Origin of the sequence: Rhabdaerophilum sp. SD176, assembly GCF_030143245.1 — a bacterium.
Lineage (GTDB): Bacteria > Pseudomonadota > Alphaproteobacteria > Rhizobiales > Beijerinckiaceae > Rhabdaerophilum.
Window position 1 is genome coordinate 557,491 of the sequence record NZ_JARJNS010000003.1, and the last position, 17,077, is coordinate 574,567.

Sequence of the window (17,077 nt, forward strand, 5' to 3'; positions counted from 1 at the left end):
CGTGCCTCGGGGCGGCGCAGTCGCCGGCCCCGCCATGGAGGCCCATGTCATCCCCGCTGCGCGTGATCCTGATGCTGCATGGCCCGACCGCGCCCTTCTGGCGTGAGCTCGGCCGCGGCTTCGAGGCCGCCGGATGCCGGGTCGTGAAGGTCCATTTCGCGCTCGGCGAATTCCTCTACTGGGGGCGCCCTGGCGGCATCCATTATCGCGGCCGCCTCCGCAATTGGCCGGAATTCCTCCGCCGGCTCATTCGCCGCGAGGGCATCACCGATATCCTCTACTACGCCGATCGCTTTGCCTATCATGTCGCAGCCCGGCAGGTCGCGGAAGAAGCTGGAATACCGGCCTATGCCGTCGAGAACGGCTATCTCCGGCCCGACTGGATCACGCTCGAGCGGGGCGGTATGGGCGCCTATTCGCATATGCCGGTCGATCCGGCGCGCTACCGCGCGCTCGCGGCGGAGTGCCCGGCGCCCGATCTCGCCGTGCGCTATCCCGTCGGTTTCTGGACCGAGATCCTCCATGAAGTGACCTATTCCTGGTTCAACTTTTTCTGGCGGGCATTGTATCCGGGATGGCAATCCGGCAAATACTACAATTCGATCCTGGAGGTGCTGGTCGGCATCCCTCGTCTCCTCAGGCAGAAGGGCCTTGCCCGGGCGGCCGAGGCGACGATCGAGGCGCATCTGGAATCCGGGCGGCCCTATTTCGTCCTGCCGCTTCAATTGCAGGGCGATTACCAGATCCGCGACAACTCGCCGTTCACGCATATGGGCGAGATGATCGAGATGGTCTTCGCCTCCTTCGCCCGCCACGCGCCGGCCGGGGCCGATCTTGTCGTCAAGCAGCACCCGCATGACAACAACGCCGAGGATTTCGCCGGCCTCGTCGCCCGCACCGCGCAGCAGCATGGCCTTGCCGACCGGGTATCCTTCATCGATGGCGGCGATCTCGGACGCCTGCTGGCAAGCGCGCGCGGCTGCGTGATGATCAACTCGACCGTCGGCCTGTTCTCGCTCCGCAAGGCCTGCCCGACCAAGATCCTCGGCATGGCGATCTATGACATGCCGGGCCTGACGCATCAGGGCACGCTCGACAGCTTCTGGCAGGATCCCGAGCCGGTCGATGCCGCCCTGGTGGAGGCCTTTGTCCGCGTCCTGGCGGCAACGATCCAGGTCAAGGGATCGTTCTACCATCCCGAGGGACGCCGGCAGGCGGTGCAGACGGTCATCCGCCGCATCCTCGAGGGCCAGGTCAACGAACCGGGCGGCTTTGTCGATCCGCCGCCCCGGCTGGAAGCCGCACGCCGGATCGGCGTACCGGTGGACCGAAATCCGCTGACCTAAAGCCCTGTCAGCCGTTAGACATCCTGCAGGATGCGTCCGATCTCGGTCATGTAGGTCGGCCAGCTTGCCGGCCGGAAATGCGACAATCGTTGCTTCAGGGCCAGATATTCGGCTCCGTCCTGACTGAGCCAGAGGATGTCCCGCCTCCAGCCGGCATGGTCATCCGGCGCCCGGAACAGGGCCCAGTCGCGATTGGCATCATGATGAGCCGGAATATCGGAGACAAGGGCGGGCGTGCCCAGCGCCATCGCCTCAACCGGCGGCAGGCCGAACCCTTCTGCGAACGAGGGCATCAGGACAGCACGTGCCCCGGCCATCAGCTCGGCCAGGGCCGGACTCGACAGGCCGCGTGCAGCGATGACATGGTCCGACAGATGCGGCGATCCGGCGATCCGGGCCAGCACCTCGTCCGAGCGGAAGCCCGGCGCACCGGCAATCACCAGCCGCGGCGCGGCGGTGCCATAATCGCGCACCAGCCCGTCCCAGATATCGAGGAGCAGGGCGTGGTTCTTGCGAGGCTCGATGGCCCCGCAGATCACAAAATAGGGATGCTTCTGCAAGGCAGGGTTCGGGGCAATGCGGTTGAGGAAAAGGTCGTCAATCGGCAACGGCACGGCATGGATTGGCTTGGGCGGCGCGTTCCACTCCTCGAGGCGGCGGGCGATGCTTTCGCCGGCCGAGGCCGTCGGCACGATCAGCGCGCGCGCATGGCGCGCCACCTTCTTCATCACACGCTCATGCGAGGTGACGGTCTCATTTGCAACGAAATGCGGGTAATCCAGCGGGATCACGTCATGGATCAGGAAGACAGGCGCAATATCCGGCCTCTGAGGACGCCATTTGAAGGCGCCGGGAAAGGTGATGCCGTAATGGCCGATATCGAGATAGACAGCGTCCTTCGGCAAATCCCGCATCGGCCGTCCGAGGGAGAACCCGTCACCCAGGAGCACATGCGCCATCCGGTAAAGCGATGGCGGCGATAAAAGGCCCGGCTGTGCCGCTCTGGAAAGGGTAAAGCCCGAGGGATCGCCAGCGCGGCGGCGTCCACCGAGCCGGTCAATCACCCGCTCGAGAGCAGCATCATCGGCTGCGCCGCCATGCTCGCGCCACAGAGCGGCAAGGCGGTCGCGCCCGCGCAGCACGCGCTCGCGCGAGTAGAAGCGCATCCCGAGGATGTTTGGAAGGATGCCATAGATCTCGCCGGGCCAGGTCTCGAAGAGATGTGACAGATAGCCGAAATCCACCCGGTCCACACCCCGCGGGGTATTGTGGATGGCACTCTGTACAAGACGAACGAGATTATAGGCGATCGGGCGGGCGGACATGGGAGATCCTGTGCTACGCCGCAGCCACCCCTGGAGCAAGCCCCTATTTCCCGCGGTTGGATAGGTTGGGCTTGGTGGTCGTCTACGGATCGGCCGCCCTAGGCGTGCCGGCAGGCTGGCTCGTCCCCCCGCGGACGCCCGGATCAGCCTCAGCGCGTCCGGGGATGGGTATTTCCACGCCAACTGGCAGGGGCGATGCCCCTCCAGCCCGTCGCGCGGGCTCGACAGGATCGTCGAGGCCCCGCATGCGGCAGGTCTTTGGAGTTGGTGCTGTCCCGGCCGGGCCCTGCTGGGGAGCCGGCTTAACCGGTCAGGCATGGACTGTGCCGACCCTTCCGAGCCCCCTGACAAGGGCACATCGAAGGTCTTGCGAATAAAGACGGGTAGTTGGCTCGGCCGGTCGGGGGGAGTGGACCCGAAAGGCCCGCAGCCCCTGAGGGAAGTCAAGTCGAAAAGGAGCCCCTTTAACGCTCTGCCGAAGGGTCCTCCACCGTTGGCAATTGACTGTCTCGTGCCTTGGGGCCACGCCTTCCGTCCGGTTAGCCCTGTTCGAGCAGGATTGTGTCCTTCTCCCTTGGATCCGGGTCGGCGAGATCGGCGGCGCCCCGGACCGAGGCCGCGCTTTTGTCCCTGGTCCTGGCCAGAGAATGTGATCGGCTTCGGGACAGGGGGTTCGCTTCAACAAGGATGGGACCTGCCGCTTGGATGGATTGACAATAAGGGCAGATTAAACATGGTGCGGCCAAAGGATATCGGGCGACCGGTTTTTTGAGTGAGCAAGCTATGCTGGTAACCAGCCAGAGTGCTGCGCTTCTCAATCAGGAAACGCGCATGATCGATGCATCAAGGATTTTGGGGACCCTTTTTGGTTCAACTCAGGCCATTCCAAGCCGTAACCGGTGAAGCGCCCTTCTGGCAGGCTGAATCATCAGAGCCATGGCTTGAAATCGTGACCGAGTGCCCACCCAAAGGCGGATGGCTCGAACTCGGCTGGCATGCCTCGCTCTCGGGGCGCGTCTGTCGCCCGCAATTGAAGATCGAACAGGGCGAGGAATGGGCGAGCAGCACCGAGGTCTCCTCCCTTCTCTCAGGGGCTCCATTGGGCAGGCAGGATGCCGTCGTCTTTGTGCCACCCCGGACTACACGACTTCTGATTTCTCCATATGATCGCCCAGGCGCCTTTGCCTTCCGGCTGACAAAGATGCGCTGGATGGGCGTGACCGGTTCCTTGCATCTGGGCATCCTTCGAAGGCCCCTTGTGGCTGCCCATGCGCTCGGGGCCGCCTTGATTGGCAGGCCTTTTGACTTTCGGTGTCTGATGATGGAAGCGCTGAATACGGTTCCCCTTTCCCGATATGCAACCTGGCGCCGCCGCAAGCTCCGCATGCCGGATTGGTCAGACTTCGATGGCTTCTTGACGCATGGTCTCCCGCATCTCCATGTTTTTGTCGAAGACGCAGTTGATCGCTTTGCCCGGACACCCTGGCCTCCAGGGGTTTGTGTGATTGTCAGGCAGGCTCCCGAGCCGGAGTGTCTCCGCAATGGCATCAGCGAAAAGGCTCTCCTCGAGCTGATCGGCGGCCTTGCCGACACCGATCTCTTCATGTTCCTGCCGCGCGGGGTCCAGCTCTTTGAAGCGGGGCTTCCTGCGCTGCTGACCGCCGCGGCCGCCGATCCAGAACCGGCCTTTTTTTATGGGGATGAGGAGCTCGAGGATTGGCAAGCGGGCAGGAGTGTTCGCGTGCAATCGGGATTTGATCCGCTCTCGACATTTCAGGTGCTGTCGCACTCGGCCGCGATCGCCTACCGGGCGGGCAAGGTTCGAGGCCTGCTCTCTCGATCCACAACTTCGGGTCCATGGTGCGGGCAACCGCTCTGGCGTCCGCTTGTCACGCGGCAAATACAAAGTCGTCCGGCCCTTGCATCAAGAAATCTTGTGGAACGAATGGCTTCGACCGCCCCACATCCGAGGGGGATGGCACCCGACGAGATGGATGACGTTGCTGTCATTATTCCGACGCGTGACCGATTGCCCCTTTTGAGGGCCTGCTTGGATACGCTACGCCCGACCCTGCCCCCCAAATCGGAATTGATCATTGTCGATAACGACAGTGCTAGCCTGGATACCATTGAATTCCTGGATACCCTGGGCCGTCAGGACCGATGCACAGTGGTTCGTGTTGCTGGGGCTTTCAATTTTTCAAAGCTTTGTAATTTGGGTGCTTCGGCGACCGAAAAGCGCCTGCTGGTCTTTCTGAACAACGACACGACAATCGTTTCTGCCGACTGGTTGGCGCATCTCCAGAAATGGGCGCTCCAGCCCGATATCGGTGCGGTGGGCGCTCGGCTGCTCTATCCATCCGGCAGGGTTCAGCATTCCGGTGTAATTATCGGCCTTGGTGGCTTTGCCGGGCATATCGATCTCAATATGGAGGCAGAATCCACGGGAACTTTCGGGCGTGCACTTTCGACACACAGGCTGCTGGCGGTAACCGGAGCCTGTCTGGCTGTCGAGAAGGTCAAATTCAACCAGGTTGGCGGATTTGACGAGGTCAACCTCCCGATTGAGCTCAATGACATCGATCTTTGCCTTCGTCTGGGTGAGCGTGGCTTCCGGACCGTCTTTTCGCCGGAGGCGGTGCTTGTCCACCATGAATCGGCCAGTCGAGGACGAGGAGGATCTCCAGATCGGTACCGGGCAGAAAAGGCGTATTTTGCCGAGCGGTGGAAAGGCGTTCGTCGGGGTGACCCGTTCTGGCATCCTGCGCTGTCCCTGCTGTCCAACAAGGGTATGCTTGGCTGAGCGCTCATCTCTTCCGGTGCGGCCCTTGTGGGACCGGGCCGCTTTCCTACGAACGGAACCGAAAGCCAGCATGACCAGAATAGCCGGACGGGTTCTCCGTGCCGTTGCGCAGGGCGGCGCTGACAAACGACCTCAAGCCCCATTTCGATGCGACCAGCCCCTGATGAGAGGGTCTGGAGAGCCATGATGCGGGGGCTCCAAACGAGGCTTTGCGCCATTTCATAGGTGATTTCTACCGATTGCCAGAGGCCCATTGTCGCCAATCGAATGGTCAATCGCGAGGTGGCTTCGACCGTCCCCGGAACCGTCTGCAAGACGCGCTTGCCACTCACGGGATAGAGGGGCGGCGGCCGTGCGGTCCGCAATCTTGCCGACCCCTCATACACGCGGGCATAAAAATCCCAAACTTTTGCCGAATGACGGCTCGCAACCGAGCAAAATGGCTGCTCTTGGAATCAAAAGAGCATATAAATATCAAGAGGTCGATCGTTGTTCTCGGACGGTCACGGCGAGGCTGAAGAGGTGGAGCGCTGTCTGGTCTCTTCATCGAGCCTTGCTTCTTCGTAGCGAAGCATCGCAGCCAAAACATCGGAAAAGGGCGGATGGCTGATCGGACCGATCAGCTGGGTCAAGCGTTCGGTTGACCCGAAAAGCGTGACGCATTCGTCGGGGCGAACAAAGCGTGGATCGGTCTCGATCAAGATCCGATGACCGGATATCCTTTCAAGCGTCTCTATGATGACACGAAGAGAGATCGCTCGCCCTGAGGCAATATTGACAAGACCTCGAACAGGGGAGAGTTGCCCGAGGCGGCGGTAGATCTCAACGACCGTTTCAACCGCTGAGAAATCCCGCGCAATCTCGAGATTGCCCATCCGGATCACAGGCGCCCGACGTGCAAAATGCTGGACAAGTTTGGCCACAACAAAATCGTCGCTTTGGCCGGGGCCTGTATAATTAAACGGGCGCACCACAAGAATGGGAAGATCACGCGAAAAGTGACGGGCAACGTCTTCGGCGGCCAGCTTGCTGGATCCGTAGTGATGCGGGGGCAGCAAGGGCGACGTTTCGTCAAGGCAACCCGATAGGCCCGGGGACGCATAGACCGTCGCGCTTGAGGCGAGGATGATGCCATGAGGCCGTGGGTCAAGCGCTTTGAGGCTTGCGAGAAGATTGGCCGTTCCCACCACGTTCACGGCGTAGATTTGGCCAGGATCGGGGTGCAGGTTGGTGGCAATCCCGGCAAGGTGATAGACAAGGCCCGGTTTCAGGGTCCGGATGGCCAGATCAACCTGATCGCGGTCCCTCAGATCAACAAAGGTTCCGGTAGCGTCCTCCAGCGAGACCACCTGATGTCCGGCACGGCGCAGGGAGGCCGCCAGGGAACGCCCGGTAAATCCATGCGAACCGGTGATCAGGATGGGGCGTTCAGAAGGACCAGCCATCCTGGTTCCGCTTCAGGTCCGCTTCAACCATGAGGGTGCAAAGATCATCCAGCGACGTTGTCGCAGCCCAGCCCAACTGCTCCTTCGCGCGCGTCGGATCACCGATCAGCAAGTCAACCTCCGCCGGTCGGAAGAAGTGGGGATTGACAGCAACCCGCACGGTGCCCGTTTTCCCGCAGCGTCCGATTTCATCAAGGCCTTGGCCTTCGAAGGCAAGATCGATGCCCGCCTTGTGAAAAGCCATGGTCACGAAATCACGGACGGCGGTTGTTTGCCCTGTCGCCAGAACAAACGTGTCCGGCGTGTCGTGTTCGATGATACGGACCATCCCCTCGACATAATCGGCAGCAAACCCCCAATCCCGCTTGGCATCGAGATTGCCAAGCTCCAGCCGGTCGAGCATGCCGAGTTTAACCTGCGCGGCGGCATTGGTGATCTTGCGCGTCACAAACTCCCGCCCCCGGAGGGGCGATTCGTGATTGAAAAGGATGCCACACGCGCCGAACAGGCCATAGGCTTCCCGGTAATTGATCGTCGACCAATGCGCAAAAAGCTTGGCCACGGCATAGGGGCTGCGCGGATAGAACGGCGTTGTCTCCGATTGCGGGACTTCCTGGACAAGCCCATAAAGTTCTGAAGTCGAGGCCTGGTAGAACCGGATCTTCGGGTTCACCGTCCGGATCGCTTCAAGCAGCAAAAGGGGGCCCACACCCGTCATCTGTGCGGTTGCAACCGGCTGTTCGAACGATACCCCAACAAAGCTCTGGGCCGCAAGATTGAAGACATGTTCCGGTTGTGCACGGTCCAGAAGCCGGATCGCTGCGCCAGGATCCGTCAGATCATATTCGGTGAGCACCAGATGGGGATGGGTGTCGATCCCAAGTTCCCGGAGGCGCCAAAGATTGACCGAGCTCGTTCTCCGGAAGGTGCCAAAAACGCGATATCCTCGTTCCAGCATCAGGCTGGCCAGATACGCCCCGTCCTGGCCGGTGACGCCAGTAATTACCGTTGAGCGCACGATCAAGCTCCAATTCTTTGCTCAGGGGCGCAACTGCCCATGGATCAGCCTTGACCCCGGCACCCCGAACCTCCGAGCTGTCTGCCTAGCGGCTCCCTTGTTGGCTGGCAAGGTGGTTTGGCTGGCAAGATGTCCAGCCAGCAAGGCGGTTTTTGGGGGCGTGACCAATCCCCTCGCGTTCTCCTTTGCCGCAGGATAGGTGCTCGCCTGTGGCGAAAAGGGGGCTCGGTCACCTGGAGCGACCTTTGTTTTCAAACCGGGCCAAAATCGAGGTCAGGAGCCAAACCGGCATCAGGCCACATGGATGATCCCGCTGATCACTCGCCGGTCATCAACCCGCGCCTTCCCGCGCGTGTCCGTTGGGAGATGCGGCGAATGGTAGATGCGGCGAAATCAGCGCAAACTGAGCCTCGCTTAGCCAGAATTGGTCCCGATTCATCAATGCTTCCTTTCGAAAGCCGTGAATCACACTACGTTGAGCATGCCAACCTTTTTATAGGTCTGGGCCCGAGGCCGATGGAAGTGATCAAGGCGACCAGAACATCCGCTTGATTCAAAGCGGCCGGATAGCATCGCGCTCTCACATCGGCCGCTCTTGGATCAAGAGAGTTGGACGAGGGCAGGAAGTTCAATGCGTCCAGAAAACCAGAAGCGGTTCACGTCTGAAGGCAAGCGATCAATTCGCGCAAGCATCTTTGCTGAACGCTAGCACCCTCGGCTAAAGCGAGTTGAGAAAGGCGAGCAAGTCAGTCCGATCTTCGGCGTTGAGGTCGCGGAAACGTTCGCGCGCAGCTTCCGCTTCGCCGCCATGCCAGAGAATCGCTTCGGTCGCGTTTCGGGCACGACCGTCATGGAGCAAGAAGCTGTGGCCATTGACAATCGGAGTTAGGCCAATGCCCCAGAGCGGCGCGGTGCGCCATTCCCGGCCATTGGCCTGGCCCTCCGGCCGGCCATCGGCCAGACCCTCGCCCATATCGTGCAAGAGCATGTCGGAATAGGGCCAGATCACCTGACCGCGCAGATGCGGATCGGGAGAGTCCTCGCCTGTGCGGAATTGCGGCTTGTGGCAGGCCGCGCAACCGATCTCGGAGAAAAGACGCTTGCCGCGCAGATGTTCGGGACGATTCGGTTCGCGGCGCGGCGGCACGGCCAGATTGCGCGAATAGAGGGCGACAGCTTCCAGCATCGCGCGGGAGATTTCCTCGCCCGCCCGCCCCGGTGCCACGCCATGGGGCGCCCTGAGGCAAACTTGCTGCCGGTCCGTGCAGTCGCCGGCCGGATGTGGGGTCAGCGGCGTGCCTATCCCGATATCCATCGTGAAGGCTTCTGCGGATTGTTGCAGCACAGTCGGCTGCCCGGCTTTCCAGCCGAAGCGCCCGAGAACCGGCCGCGAGCTATCTGGCGAAGGAACAAGATTCGGGCGACCCGAAATGCCGTCGCCGTCGCGATCCTCCAGATCGGCCAGTGCGAGAATATCGGCTTCCGGTATCGCCTCAAGCAGGCCCAGCCCGATCATCGGCGGGGCAATCCGGGGCGAGACCATCGCCTCCGCGTGAAGCGGACCATAGCCCGGATCGACGATGCTGTAGGCAGGCTTGCGTAGTCGCACCACTTCGCCGCCACGTAGCGGCAACTCGACTTCCACGTAACGGACAACAAGCCGCCCCTCCGCAGGGTGTCCCTGAACCGAGAATTCCTGCAACTGATGGCCATAGACCGGCTCGGGGATCGTCAGGCGCCGGCCGGCTGCAAGGTCATCCACCTCGGCAGCGGTTTGCGGCGGGATCGACAGGCGCAACAGCAGAGATGCCGAGCGATCCTCCGGCCGGTCGCTAGCGGGCGGATGCCCGCGCCCATCCTTGAGATGGCAGCTCTGGCAGGCGCGTGCATTGTAGAGCGGGCCTAGCCCGTCAGATGCCTTGGTCGAGGCCGGTGCGGATACCCAGAGCTTGCGGAAAAGGCCATTACCGACCTTGAAATCCAGTTCGCGGGCAAAGCCCATATTCCCAGAGGGATGGGAGAACGCATCCGCATTAATCGCAGCCGCCCTTGATGTCGCCTCGCCACCAGGTTGTTCCTCGCCGGGTTCGAGCACGGCAACGGCGGTCGCCTCTTTGGGGCGCTGTGCAGCCAAGGCCCAGACTTCGAACGTCAGGGCGACGAGAGCCACAAGCAGCGTGCGCAGCCCTGACATCGCGTTTCCTATTTCTTGCTCAGGGCCCGGGATGGATCGTCAAGGCTGTCCGAGCCCTCGATCCGGGCGGCATTCACATCGAGCGCCGCGATTGCCCGCTCGAACTCGCGGGTCTGACCGATCAGGGCCTGAATGCCGGCCTCGATCACGGCGCGTCCGGCCTTGTTGCCATCGTCCAGCATCTGGTCATAGGCCTCGACAGTTTCCGCGCGCGTCTTGAGCGCTGTCATCGCTGTCATGGTCCCGGCAAGGGCGCCCCGAACGCGCTGGTCGATCTCCGGCGAGTGGGCCTTTACCAGATCCGACAGGCCGGGGCCTTCAATCACCTGGCCATCAATGCGCCGGTAGCGGCCGAGATAGACATTCTGGATGCCGAGTGCGTTGTAGTAATGCGAATTATGCGTGTTGTCGGAGAAGCAGTCATGCTCCTCTTCGGGGTCGCCGAGCAGGAGGCCCAGCCTCATGCGCTCTCCCGCAAGCTCGCCATAGGAAAGCGAGCCGATGCCGGTGAACATCACACCCAGCGCTTCTGGGCCAGATTGCAGTAGGGGTTTCGTTGCCGCGCCGCCCGGCGCCCATTGCGCGACCATCCATTCCAGATCCTCGACCAGAAGGTCTGTGACAACCCGGAGGTAATCCCGCCGCCGTTCACAATTGCCGTTGGTGCAGGCCTCGCCGGTTGCGAAATCCGTGGCTGGGCGGCTGCCGGCGCCGGGCCTGGTTCCGTTCAGGTCCTGTCCCCAGAGCAGGAACTCGATGGCATGGTAGCCGGTGGCGACATTCGCCTCGATCTTTCCGGCCTGATGCAAGGTTTCTGTCAGGAGCTTACCGGTGATCTCGCCGGCATCGATGGTCTCGCCGTTGAGCACAAGCTTCCGGTTGCCAATGACATTCGCGGAATAGAACGGGTTTGATTCCGAAGCCGTTCCATAGGCCTGATCTACATAGTCGATAAGCCCTTCGTCCAGCGGCCATGCATTCACGCGGCCTTCCCATTCATCGACGATCGGATTGCCGAAGCGGAATGCCTCGGTTTGTGAATAGGGCTGCCGGGCGTCGATCCATGCCCGGCGGGCTTTCGCCAGCGTATCGGCATCAGGCTTTCCCAGCAGGGCCTCGACGGCGATCTGCATGGCCCGCGCCACCTGCAAGCTGTCTTCATAGTTTGCCCGCGCGATTTTCGCGTAGGTCTCCGAAACCTGAGCAATGGTCGGCCCGTTTGACGCCGTGGCCAGGACTGGCGTTAGCGAGAAAGCGACGCCAAGCAGCAACGCGCGGATGCGGAATGCCATGAGCGGGACTCCCTTTGATCATGTGGTGCGGAACGATCTTCGAAAACCGTCTAGACCGCGTTAATGCCGGAGTGAGGAATTCATGATTTTGCTTGAACGGTCCTCGCTCGGGGGGCCTGTGTCGCAGGGGTTGCGCGCCGGGCCATCGCCACTAGGCTGGATCGAATCGCCACCGGTGCCGGGAGGGCACGTGCCAAGGTCCAGAATGCGGGAGATCGTGTTCCGTCTGCGATGGCTGCTGGCCGTCATCATGCTCGCCTGTGCGGGTTGGGCTGCCCATGTGCTCCTTGCGCCTCCGGAGACGAAAAAGACCGCGTTCGACATGCGGGCCTTTCTCCGCCTGAGCCTCGAGGGCTTCATTCGACCAGGCTACGCGGATCTCCTTGCCTCGGCACGGCGGATGGAAACCACAATCAGGACGCATTGCGATGGTACGGATAGGGATGATGCCCGTTTGGAGAACGCGTTTGTCTCCTTACTGGCCGGCTGGGGGCGGATTGAAGTCGTCGATTTCGGACCGGTTGCCGAGAATGATCGTCAGGAACGCCTGTTTTTCTGGCCGGATCGCCAGCAGATCGGGGCGCGCCAGATCCATCGGCTTCTGGCCAGCCGCGATTCCACGGTCACGGTCCCGGAGAACCTCGCCGGACGCAGCGTGGCCATTCAGGGCCTGACCGCGCTGGATAGGGTGCTCTGGCCGGGGGCGACGCCGACGAATGATCCGATAGACCGCGCCTACCGCTGTGCCTTCGCAGCGGCGATTGCCAGCAATATCGCCACGATCGCCGGTGACCTTGCTTCGGCCTGGTCTCCTGGCGGTGCGGCTAGCCAGAGCTGGTTAAACCCCGGCAAGACCAACCCGCGTTATCTTGAGCCTGCTGAAGCGGTTCTGGCCGCCACCAAAGCGCTCAATCGGGCCCTGGAACGAACGGTTGCCGATCGCCTGCGATTGCTGGCATCAACCCGGCAGGGACGCAGCGAGGCTATTCTTCCCTTCGGCAGGACCCAGCGGGCGAACGTGCTGGTCCAGGCCAACCTTGAAGGCTTGACGCGGCTTTTCGCCGAGGGAGGATATCGCGTTGCCCTGATGCTTGCAGCGACAAGGGGTGGGGTTACCGCGGTCGGCTCATCGGCCCGCATCGTCGAAAGGGAACTGGCAACGTCGCTGGCGACATTGCGCAGCCTTGCAGCCTTGCCGGCCAGCGGTCGCGACGACGCCGCTGTCGAGCGGCTCAATGGCGTCGTCCAGTCTCTGGGCGTCAGTCGCCGGCAGATCGCAGCCATTGTCGGCCAGACCACCGGTATCAATCTCGGGTTCAATTTCTCCGATGGCGATTGACCGGCGCTGCCTTCTACTTGGCGCGCCACTGGTGCTGGCGGCAACAGCGGCGGCTCGATCCAGCGAGCAGCGAGAAGAACGTCTTCTTGGGGCCGCCTCCCGCGCAGCCGATGGCAGTTTCGGCGCGTCGATCCTCGATAGCGAAGGGCGGGCGATCCGTGAGGTCATCCTGCCAGGACGCGGCCATGACCTGACCTATTGTCCAGTCAACCGCATCGCAGTGGTCTTTGCCCGTCGGCCCGGGAGCTTTGCCGTCAGTCTGTCAATAGATGGCCGGCAGCCGGACAGAGTGTTCCATGCCCCGGAGGGCAGGCACTTCTATGGGCATGGCGTCTTTTCGCCGGATGGCGCCCTCCTTTATGCAACCGAGAACGATTTCGAGACTGCCCGGGGCGTGATTGGAATCTACGACGTCGCGGCCGGTTTTCTGCGCATCGGCGAATGGTCAACCCACGGCCTCGGCCCGCATGACCTTGCGCTCATTCCGCAGCAGGGCTGCCTGGTCGTGGCGAATGGCGGCCATCGCGAACATCCGGATTTCGGCGGCGGGCGGCGCATCCTGAATCCGGGCAGTTTCGAGACGTCCCTTGTGTTTCTGGACCTCAAGACCGGCGATCTGCGCGAGCGGCATTTGGTTGCCTCCGCAGGCCGTATCTCCCTTCGCCATCTAGACACCGGTGGTCGCGGTCTCGTTATTCTTGGCGCGCAGGCCATGGAGGATCCGGAAGCGCCGCTGCTGTTCACCGGAAGATTGGGAAAGACAATCCGGCCGCTTTCTCTTTTTGGGGCCCAGCGCGCACTGGGGGGCTATGTCAGTTCTGTCGCTATGGATGCCGACGGACGATGGGCTGCCGTTACCTCGTCGAGGACTGGGCAGGCGCTAGTCATTGATCTCGACAGGCAGACAATCGTCTCCCAACGACAGATCGACGATATATCCGGCATCGCATCCGGGCCTGCAGTTGACGGCTTCGTTTATTCCTCAGGTCATGGCTGGATCGGATCGCTGTCATCCACCGCGGGCCTGCCCAGGCGGCAATTCCCGCGGGAATGGGATAATCATTTGATCGCATTTTCTATAGAGCGGTGAGATGGAATACGGTTTGTAATGCCGATCGAACTCGACGGGCTACAGTGCTGATTAACAATTCTTTATCTTCCCGAGAGCTAGAGTGCCGCACCGTATCGCGTAAGGGCCCTTGATCATGTTCCGGAAACTCTTGTCGTGCAACTCGGGCCAGGTTGCGGTCATGTTTGGCCTTGCCGCCATTCCGCTCACCGTCGTCACCGGAATGGCCGTGGATTTCAGTCGTGGTGCCGCCCGGAAGGCCGAGTTGCAATCTGCACTCGATTCCGCAGTTCTCGCAGCCGTCAGTGTGTCCGCCCGCGAGAAGAAGCTGGGCACGAATCCGACCGAGATTGCCAAACAGGCTTTCATTGCGATCTTTGCGGGCACAACTTCGGGACTGAGCTTTTTCGAAAGAGACGGCGTTGTCTATGGACATGCTGACCTGAAGCAGGAAACTTTTTTCGGCAGCGTTGTCGGCGTCAAGCATCTCGATGTTTCTGCCAGTTCAGCGGCAACTGCCAATCCCCAGCGCCATCCGGTTTGCTTCATGGCGATGCATCCGACCCGCAAGCATACGCTGGAACTGAAGGACAAGGTTTCGGTCTATGCGCCAGATTGTAACATCTACGGCAATTCGGAACATGTCGATGATGTGGTCGACCCGCACACGCCATACAATTATCTGACCGGCAAGACTGTGCAGGCGGTGGGCTATGGCCATCACTACCTGCAGAATGTGAAGCCGCCGCTCGAACATGCGCCGGAAATCCTCAAGGACCCTCTTTCTGCCTTGAAGTATCCGACTCCGGACAGCTGCATTGCGACGAACCACGTCGTGAATACCAACAATCAGAAGCTTAAGCCCGGCACCTATTGCAACGGGCTTGCCTTCGTCAATGCCAAGAACGCGGAGCTCGAACCGGGCACCTACATCATCAAGGGCGGAACATTTCGGCTGACCAATTCCTCGGTTTCTGGCGAAGGCGTGACCATCGTCATCACGGGTTCGGGCACGCCCGTGGAATGGACGAATTCGCAGCTCACGCTCAAGGCCCCGAAATCCGGGGCGCTCGCAGGCATGGCCATCCTTGCGGACCGCACTACCACGAGCAGCTCGATCAATTCGACCGACATCGATGTGTTCGGCACGATCTATATGCCGAACACCGAATTCACCTGGACCAATTCGACCAATTTCAAGCCGAAATCCAAATGGACGGTCTGGATCGTCGATGGTATTTCATGGCGCGGCGCGGGAGTGATCAACATCAATTTTGACATTGCCGACGCAGAAATCCCCTATCCGAACGAGTTGTTGAACGTCATTCCGACCGTTGGGCCTGGCCGCGTTCGCCTGCTTCACTAATCGCTCGGATCTCTCGCGGCTTGCCATTTTCGCGTGAATGGCCCCAAGTTTTCTGGGCGCTCTTCGGTCTGCATTTTGTACTGCCGTTCAAACTCAACGGGTGGTAGCGCCCGTTGCACGCGCGTTTAGCGGCAGAACTATAGAACCTCTCGATGTAGTCGAATACATTATGGCGGGCGCCTGCCGAGGTCAGATTTATTTTCCGCTGGCTCCACGCGTGCTCCGTGTCCAGCTCGCGCAAGCACGCCGCTCGGAACCGCTTGCTTACTTCACTAACTCAGCGGCAGCCGACACGGATTGATCCCAACTGCTGCAGGATGACATGCCAGCGCTCGTTAAAGGCATCGAGATAGCCTCGCGCCCAATCTGCTTTGGCCGGATAACGCAGGAGGTGCGGCGCATCGTCATTGAGGGCGCGTGCAAACTCCTCCGCGGCTGCCCCAAGCGAGCGACCGTCAAGCGCGAGCAGGGCGAGGGTATCCATGAGCTCGAACCGCATCGCCGAACCGAAGGCCGGCGCGGCGAGATAGCCGAATTCGTTGGACATAAGGTTCATGGCCAGCAGCGGCCGGAAGCTTGGCTTGGCAAAATGCCAGATACGGGCTGCGTCGTCTCTCGTCGTCGCGATACTGGCCTTGGCCGCGCAACCGTTGATGTTGAGCGGCGGGGAGAGCAGGAAGCCGAAATACCCACTTAGCTCCAGCAACTGCGCGGTTTCCATGATCATCCGCGGAGAATAACGACGCAGGCTGTTGTGTTTCAGCATGTCCCGCACTGTCATCGGAGTTGTCCCCGAAACGGTGATCAGGGCCGCAACCAGCGCATCGTTTTTGGCCAGCTCGCGCGAGCCGCATGTCAGTTGGTCGGGCAGATCATCAGCCGGATGAATCAGCATGAAAACCCGGTCCCAGAGGGGCGAATCCTCGAGCGCATGCTGGGGCGGCAGGATCTTCGTATAGAGATCGGTCCGAAAGAAGTCATTGCGGAGGAGACTTGACCAGGTTTCCTGCTCCAGTCGGTCAGACATGCTGTCGATATACTCACGATAGGCCTCCGCCACCCGCTCGAAGGGAAGATTGTAGGCAGACTCGGATTGCGCCACAAAATGCAGGCCATACTGGCGGGCATCGGCAAACGCATCCGAGCAATAGACCGGCGAGAAGTTATCATTACAGAATTCGTGGGCGATGTAGTGAATATCCTCGGATTTCAGATATTGGAGGTGCTCGCGCGCGGCTGGGTTCTCATGGAAGTATGGCGCATCACTTGAGGAGAGGAATTCAACAAATTTCAGGCTTTCCTTCATTTTCTCAACAGAATTACCCGAAACCCCGCGCGAATAGCGATTGAGTAGGCGCCAGATCGGTTCCTTTGCGGCCCAGCCCGGGTTGGAATTGTAAGAAATGTAGGCAATCCCCGTGCTCTTCAGGAAGCGGGCAATGAAGTTGAACATGCTCGCCCTGACCGCCGCATCCACCCAGCTGTAGACGCCGTGGACCGTGATATAGTCGAACGGTTCCGGTTTCTGTCGCTGGGCTTCATCGAAATCGGCCCGGATGAACTCGATATTGGTCAGGCCTGCCTCGCGCGCCAGGGTATTGGCGGTTTCGATATGGTCAGGATTGATATCAATCCCGACAAACCAGCTGTCGGGATGGAGGGCGGCCAGAATGACGATGGTGATGCCGTTGCCGCAGCCCAGTTCGCAATAGCGGAAGGGGCGGTTGGCCATTTCATGGCCAAATCCCGCCGCCTGGATGGAATAACTCATCCGGGCTGGTGTCTGCAGGTCATAGAAGCGTGAAATATACGGCTCATCCAGAATATAGCCGCGACCTTCGATAACGTCATTGCCAAATCGAGTCTTGTCGTTTGCCATG

Annotated in this window: 11 protein-coding genes; 5 read left to right on the plus strand and 6 right to left on the minus strand. The window is 60.9% G+C overall.

Features of this window, described 5'->3' with window-relative positions:
• Positions 1 to 44: 44 nt before the first annotated feature.
• The gene (locus P0652_RS09390) at positions 45 to 1,346 is read left to right on the plus strand and encodes a capsule polysaccharide biogenesis protein (RefSeq protein WP_284178515.1); all 1,302 of its coding nucleotides are present in this window, start codon (positions 45 to 47) and stop codon (positions 1,344 to 1,346) included.
• Positions 1,347 to 1,360: 14 nt separating this feature from the next.
• Here the strand turns inward: P0652_RS09390 and P0652_RS09395 are convergent, their stop codons facing one another.
• Entirely contained in the window at positions 1,361 to 2,671 is a 1,311-nt protein-coding gene (locus P0652_RS09395) for a glycosyltransferase family 4 protein (RefSeq protein WP_284178516.1), read from the minus strand.
• 838 nt (positions 2,672 to 3,509) lie between these two features.
• Here P0652_RS09395 and P0652_RS09400 point away from each other — a divergent pair.
• Positions 3,510 to 5,474, plus strand: a complete 1,965-nt coding sequence (locus P0652_RS09400) for a glycosyltransferase family 2 protein (protein WP_284178517.1) — start codon at positions 3,510 to 3,512, stop codon at positions 5,472 to 5,474.
• Positions 5,475 to 5,977: 503 nt separating this feature from the next.
• Here the strand turns inward: P0652_RS09400 and P0652_RS09405 are convergent.
• From P0652_RS09405 to P0652_RS09420, 4 genes are all read right to left on the minus strand, one after another.
• Positions 5,978 to 6,919: an NAD-dependent epimerase/dehydratase family protein gene (locus P0652_RS09405; RefSeq protein ID WP_284178518.1), complete on the minus strand. Its 942-nt coding sequence runs from the start codon at positions 6,917 to 6,919 to the stop codon at positions 5,978 to 5,980.
• Complete coding sequence (gmd, locus tag P0652_RS09410) at positions 6,903 to 7,940, minus strand: GDP-mannose 4,6-dehydratase (protein WP_502947504.1); 1,038 nt, start codon at positions 7,938 to 7,940, stop codon at positions 6,903 to 6,905. The genes P0652_RS09405 and gmd overlap by 17 nt, the downstream gene beginning before the upstream one ends.
• A 715-nt stretch (positions 7,941 to 8,655) precedes the next feature.
• Positions 8,656 to 10,131 (minus strand): di-heme oxidoreductase family protein, encoded by a 1,476-nt coding sequence (locus P0652_RS09415; RefSeq protein WP_284178520.1) that lies wholly within the window; start codon positions 10,129 to 10,131, stop codon positions 8,656 to 8,658.
• A gap of 8 nt (positions 10,132 to 10,139) precedes the next feature.
• Entirely contained in the window at positions 10,140 to 11,423 is a 1,284-nt protein-coding gene (locus P0652_RS09420; RefSeq protein WP_284178521.1) for an imelysin family protein, read from the minus strand.
• 190 nt (positions 11,424 to 11,613) lie between these two features.
• Between P0652_RS09420 and P0652_RS09425 the strand changes: the two genes are divergently transcribed.
• From P0652_RS09425 to P0652_RS09435, 3 genes are all read left to right on the plus strand, one after another.
• Positions 11,614 to 12,762 (plus strand): imelysin family protein, encoded by a 1,149-nt coding sequence (locus tag P0652_RS09425; protein WP_284178522.1) that lies wholly within the window; start codon positions 11,614 to 11,616, stop codon positions 12,760 to 12,762.
• On the plus strand, positions 12,752 to 13,852 hold the full coding sequence (locus P0652_RS09430; RefSeq protein WP_284178523.1) for a DUF1513 domain-containing protein: 1,101 nt from the start codon (positions 12,752 to 12,754) through the stop codon (positions 13,850 to 13,852). The genes P0652_RS09425 and P0652_RS09430 overlap by 11 nt, the downstream gene beginning before the upstream one ends.
• A 115-nt stretch (positions 13,853 to 13,967) precedes the next feature.
• Complete coding sequence (locus P0652_RS09435; RefSeq protein ID WP_284178591.1) at positions 13,968 to 15,197, plus strand: TadE/TadG family type IV pilus assembly protein; 1,230 nt, start codon at positions 13,968 to 13,970, stop codon at positions 15,195 to 15,197.
• A 277-nt stretch (positions 15,198 to 15,474) separates the two neighbouring features.
• Here the strand turns inward: P0652_RS09435 and P0652_RS09440 are convergent, their stop codons facing one another.
• On the minus strand, positions 15,475 to 17,076 hold the full coding sequence (locus tag P0652_RS09440; protein WP_284178524.1) for a class I SAM-dependent methyltransferase: 1,602 nt from the start codon (positions 17,074 to 17,076) through the stop codon (positions 15,475 to 15,477).
• Between the last annotated feature and the right edge of the window lies 1 nt (position 17,077).

Bases quoted from the DNA above. Each gene is read 5' to 3' on its own strand.
- P0652_RS09390 (WP_284178515.1), top strand. From the start codon at position 45: ATGTCATCCCCGCTGCGCGTGATCCTGATGCTGCATGGCCCGACCGCG.
- P0652_RS09395 (WP_284178516.1), bottom strand. From the start codon at position 2,671: ATGTCCGCCCGCCCGATCGCCTATAATCTCGTTCGTCTTGTACAGAGT.
- P0652_RS09400 (WP_284178517.1), top strand. From the start codon at position 3,510: ATGCATCAAGGATTTTGGGGACCCTTTTTGGTTCAACTCAGGCCATTC.
- P0652_RS09405 (WP_284178518.1), bottom strand. From the start codon at position 6,919: ATGGCTGGTCCTTCTGAACGCCCCATCCTGATCACCGGTTCGCATGGA.
- P0652_RS09415 (WP_284178520.1), bottom strand. From the start codon at position 10,131: ATGTCAGGGCTGCGCACGCTGCTTGTGGCTCTCGTCGCCCTGACGTTC.
- P0652_RS09420 (WP_284178521.1), bottom strand. From the start codon at position 11,423: ATGGCATTCCGCATCCGCGCGTTGCTGCTTGGCGTCGCTTTCTCGCTA.
- P0652_RS09430 (WP_284178523.1), top strand. From the start codon at position 12,752: ATGGCGATTGACCGGCGCTGCCTTCTACTTGGCGCGCCACTGGTGCTG.
- P0652_RS09435 (WP_284178591.1), top strand. From the start codon at position 13,968: ATGTTCCGGAAACTCTTGTCGTGCAACTCGGGCCAGGTTGCGGTCATG.
- P0652_RS09440 (WP_284178524.1), bottom strand. From the start codon at position 17,076: ATGGCAAACGACAAGACTCGATTTGGCAATGACGTTATCGAAGGTCGC.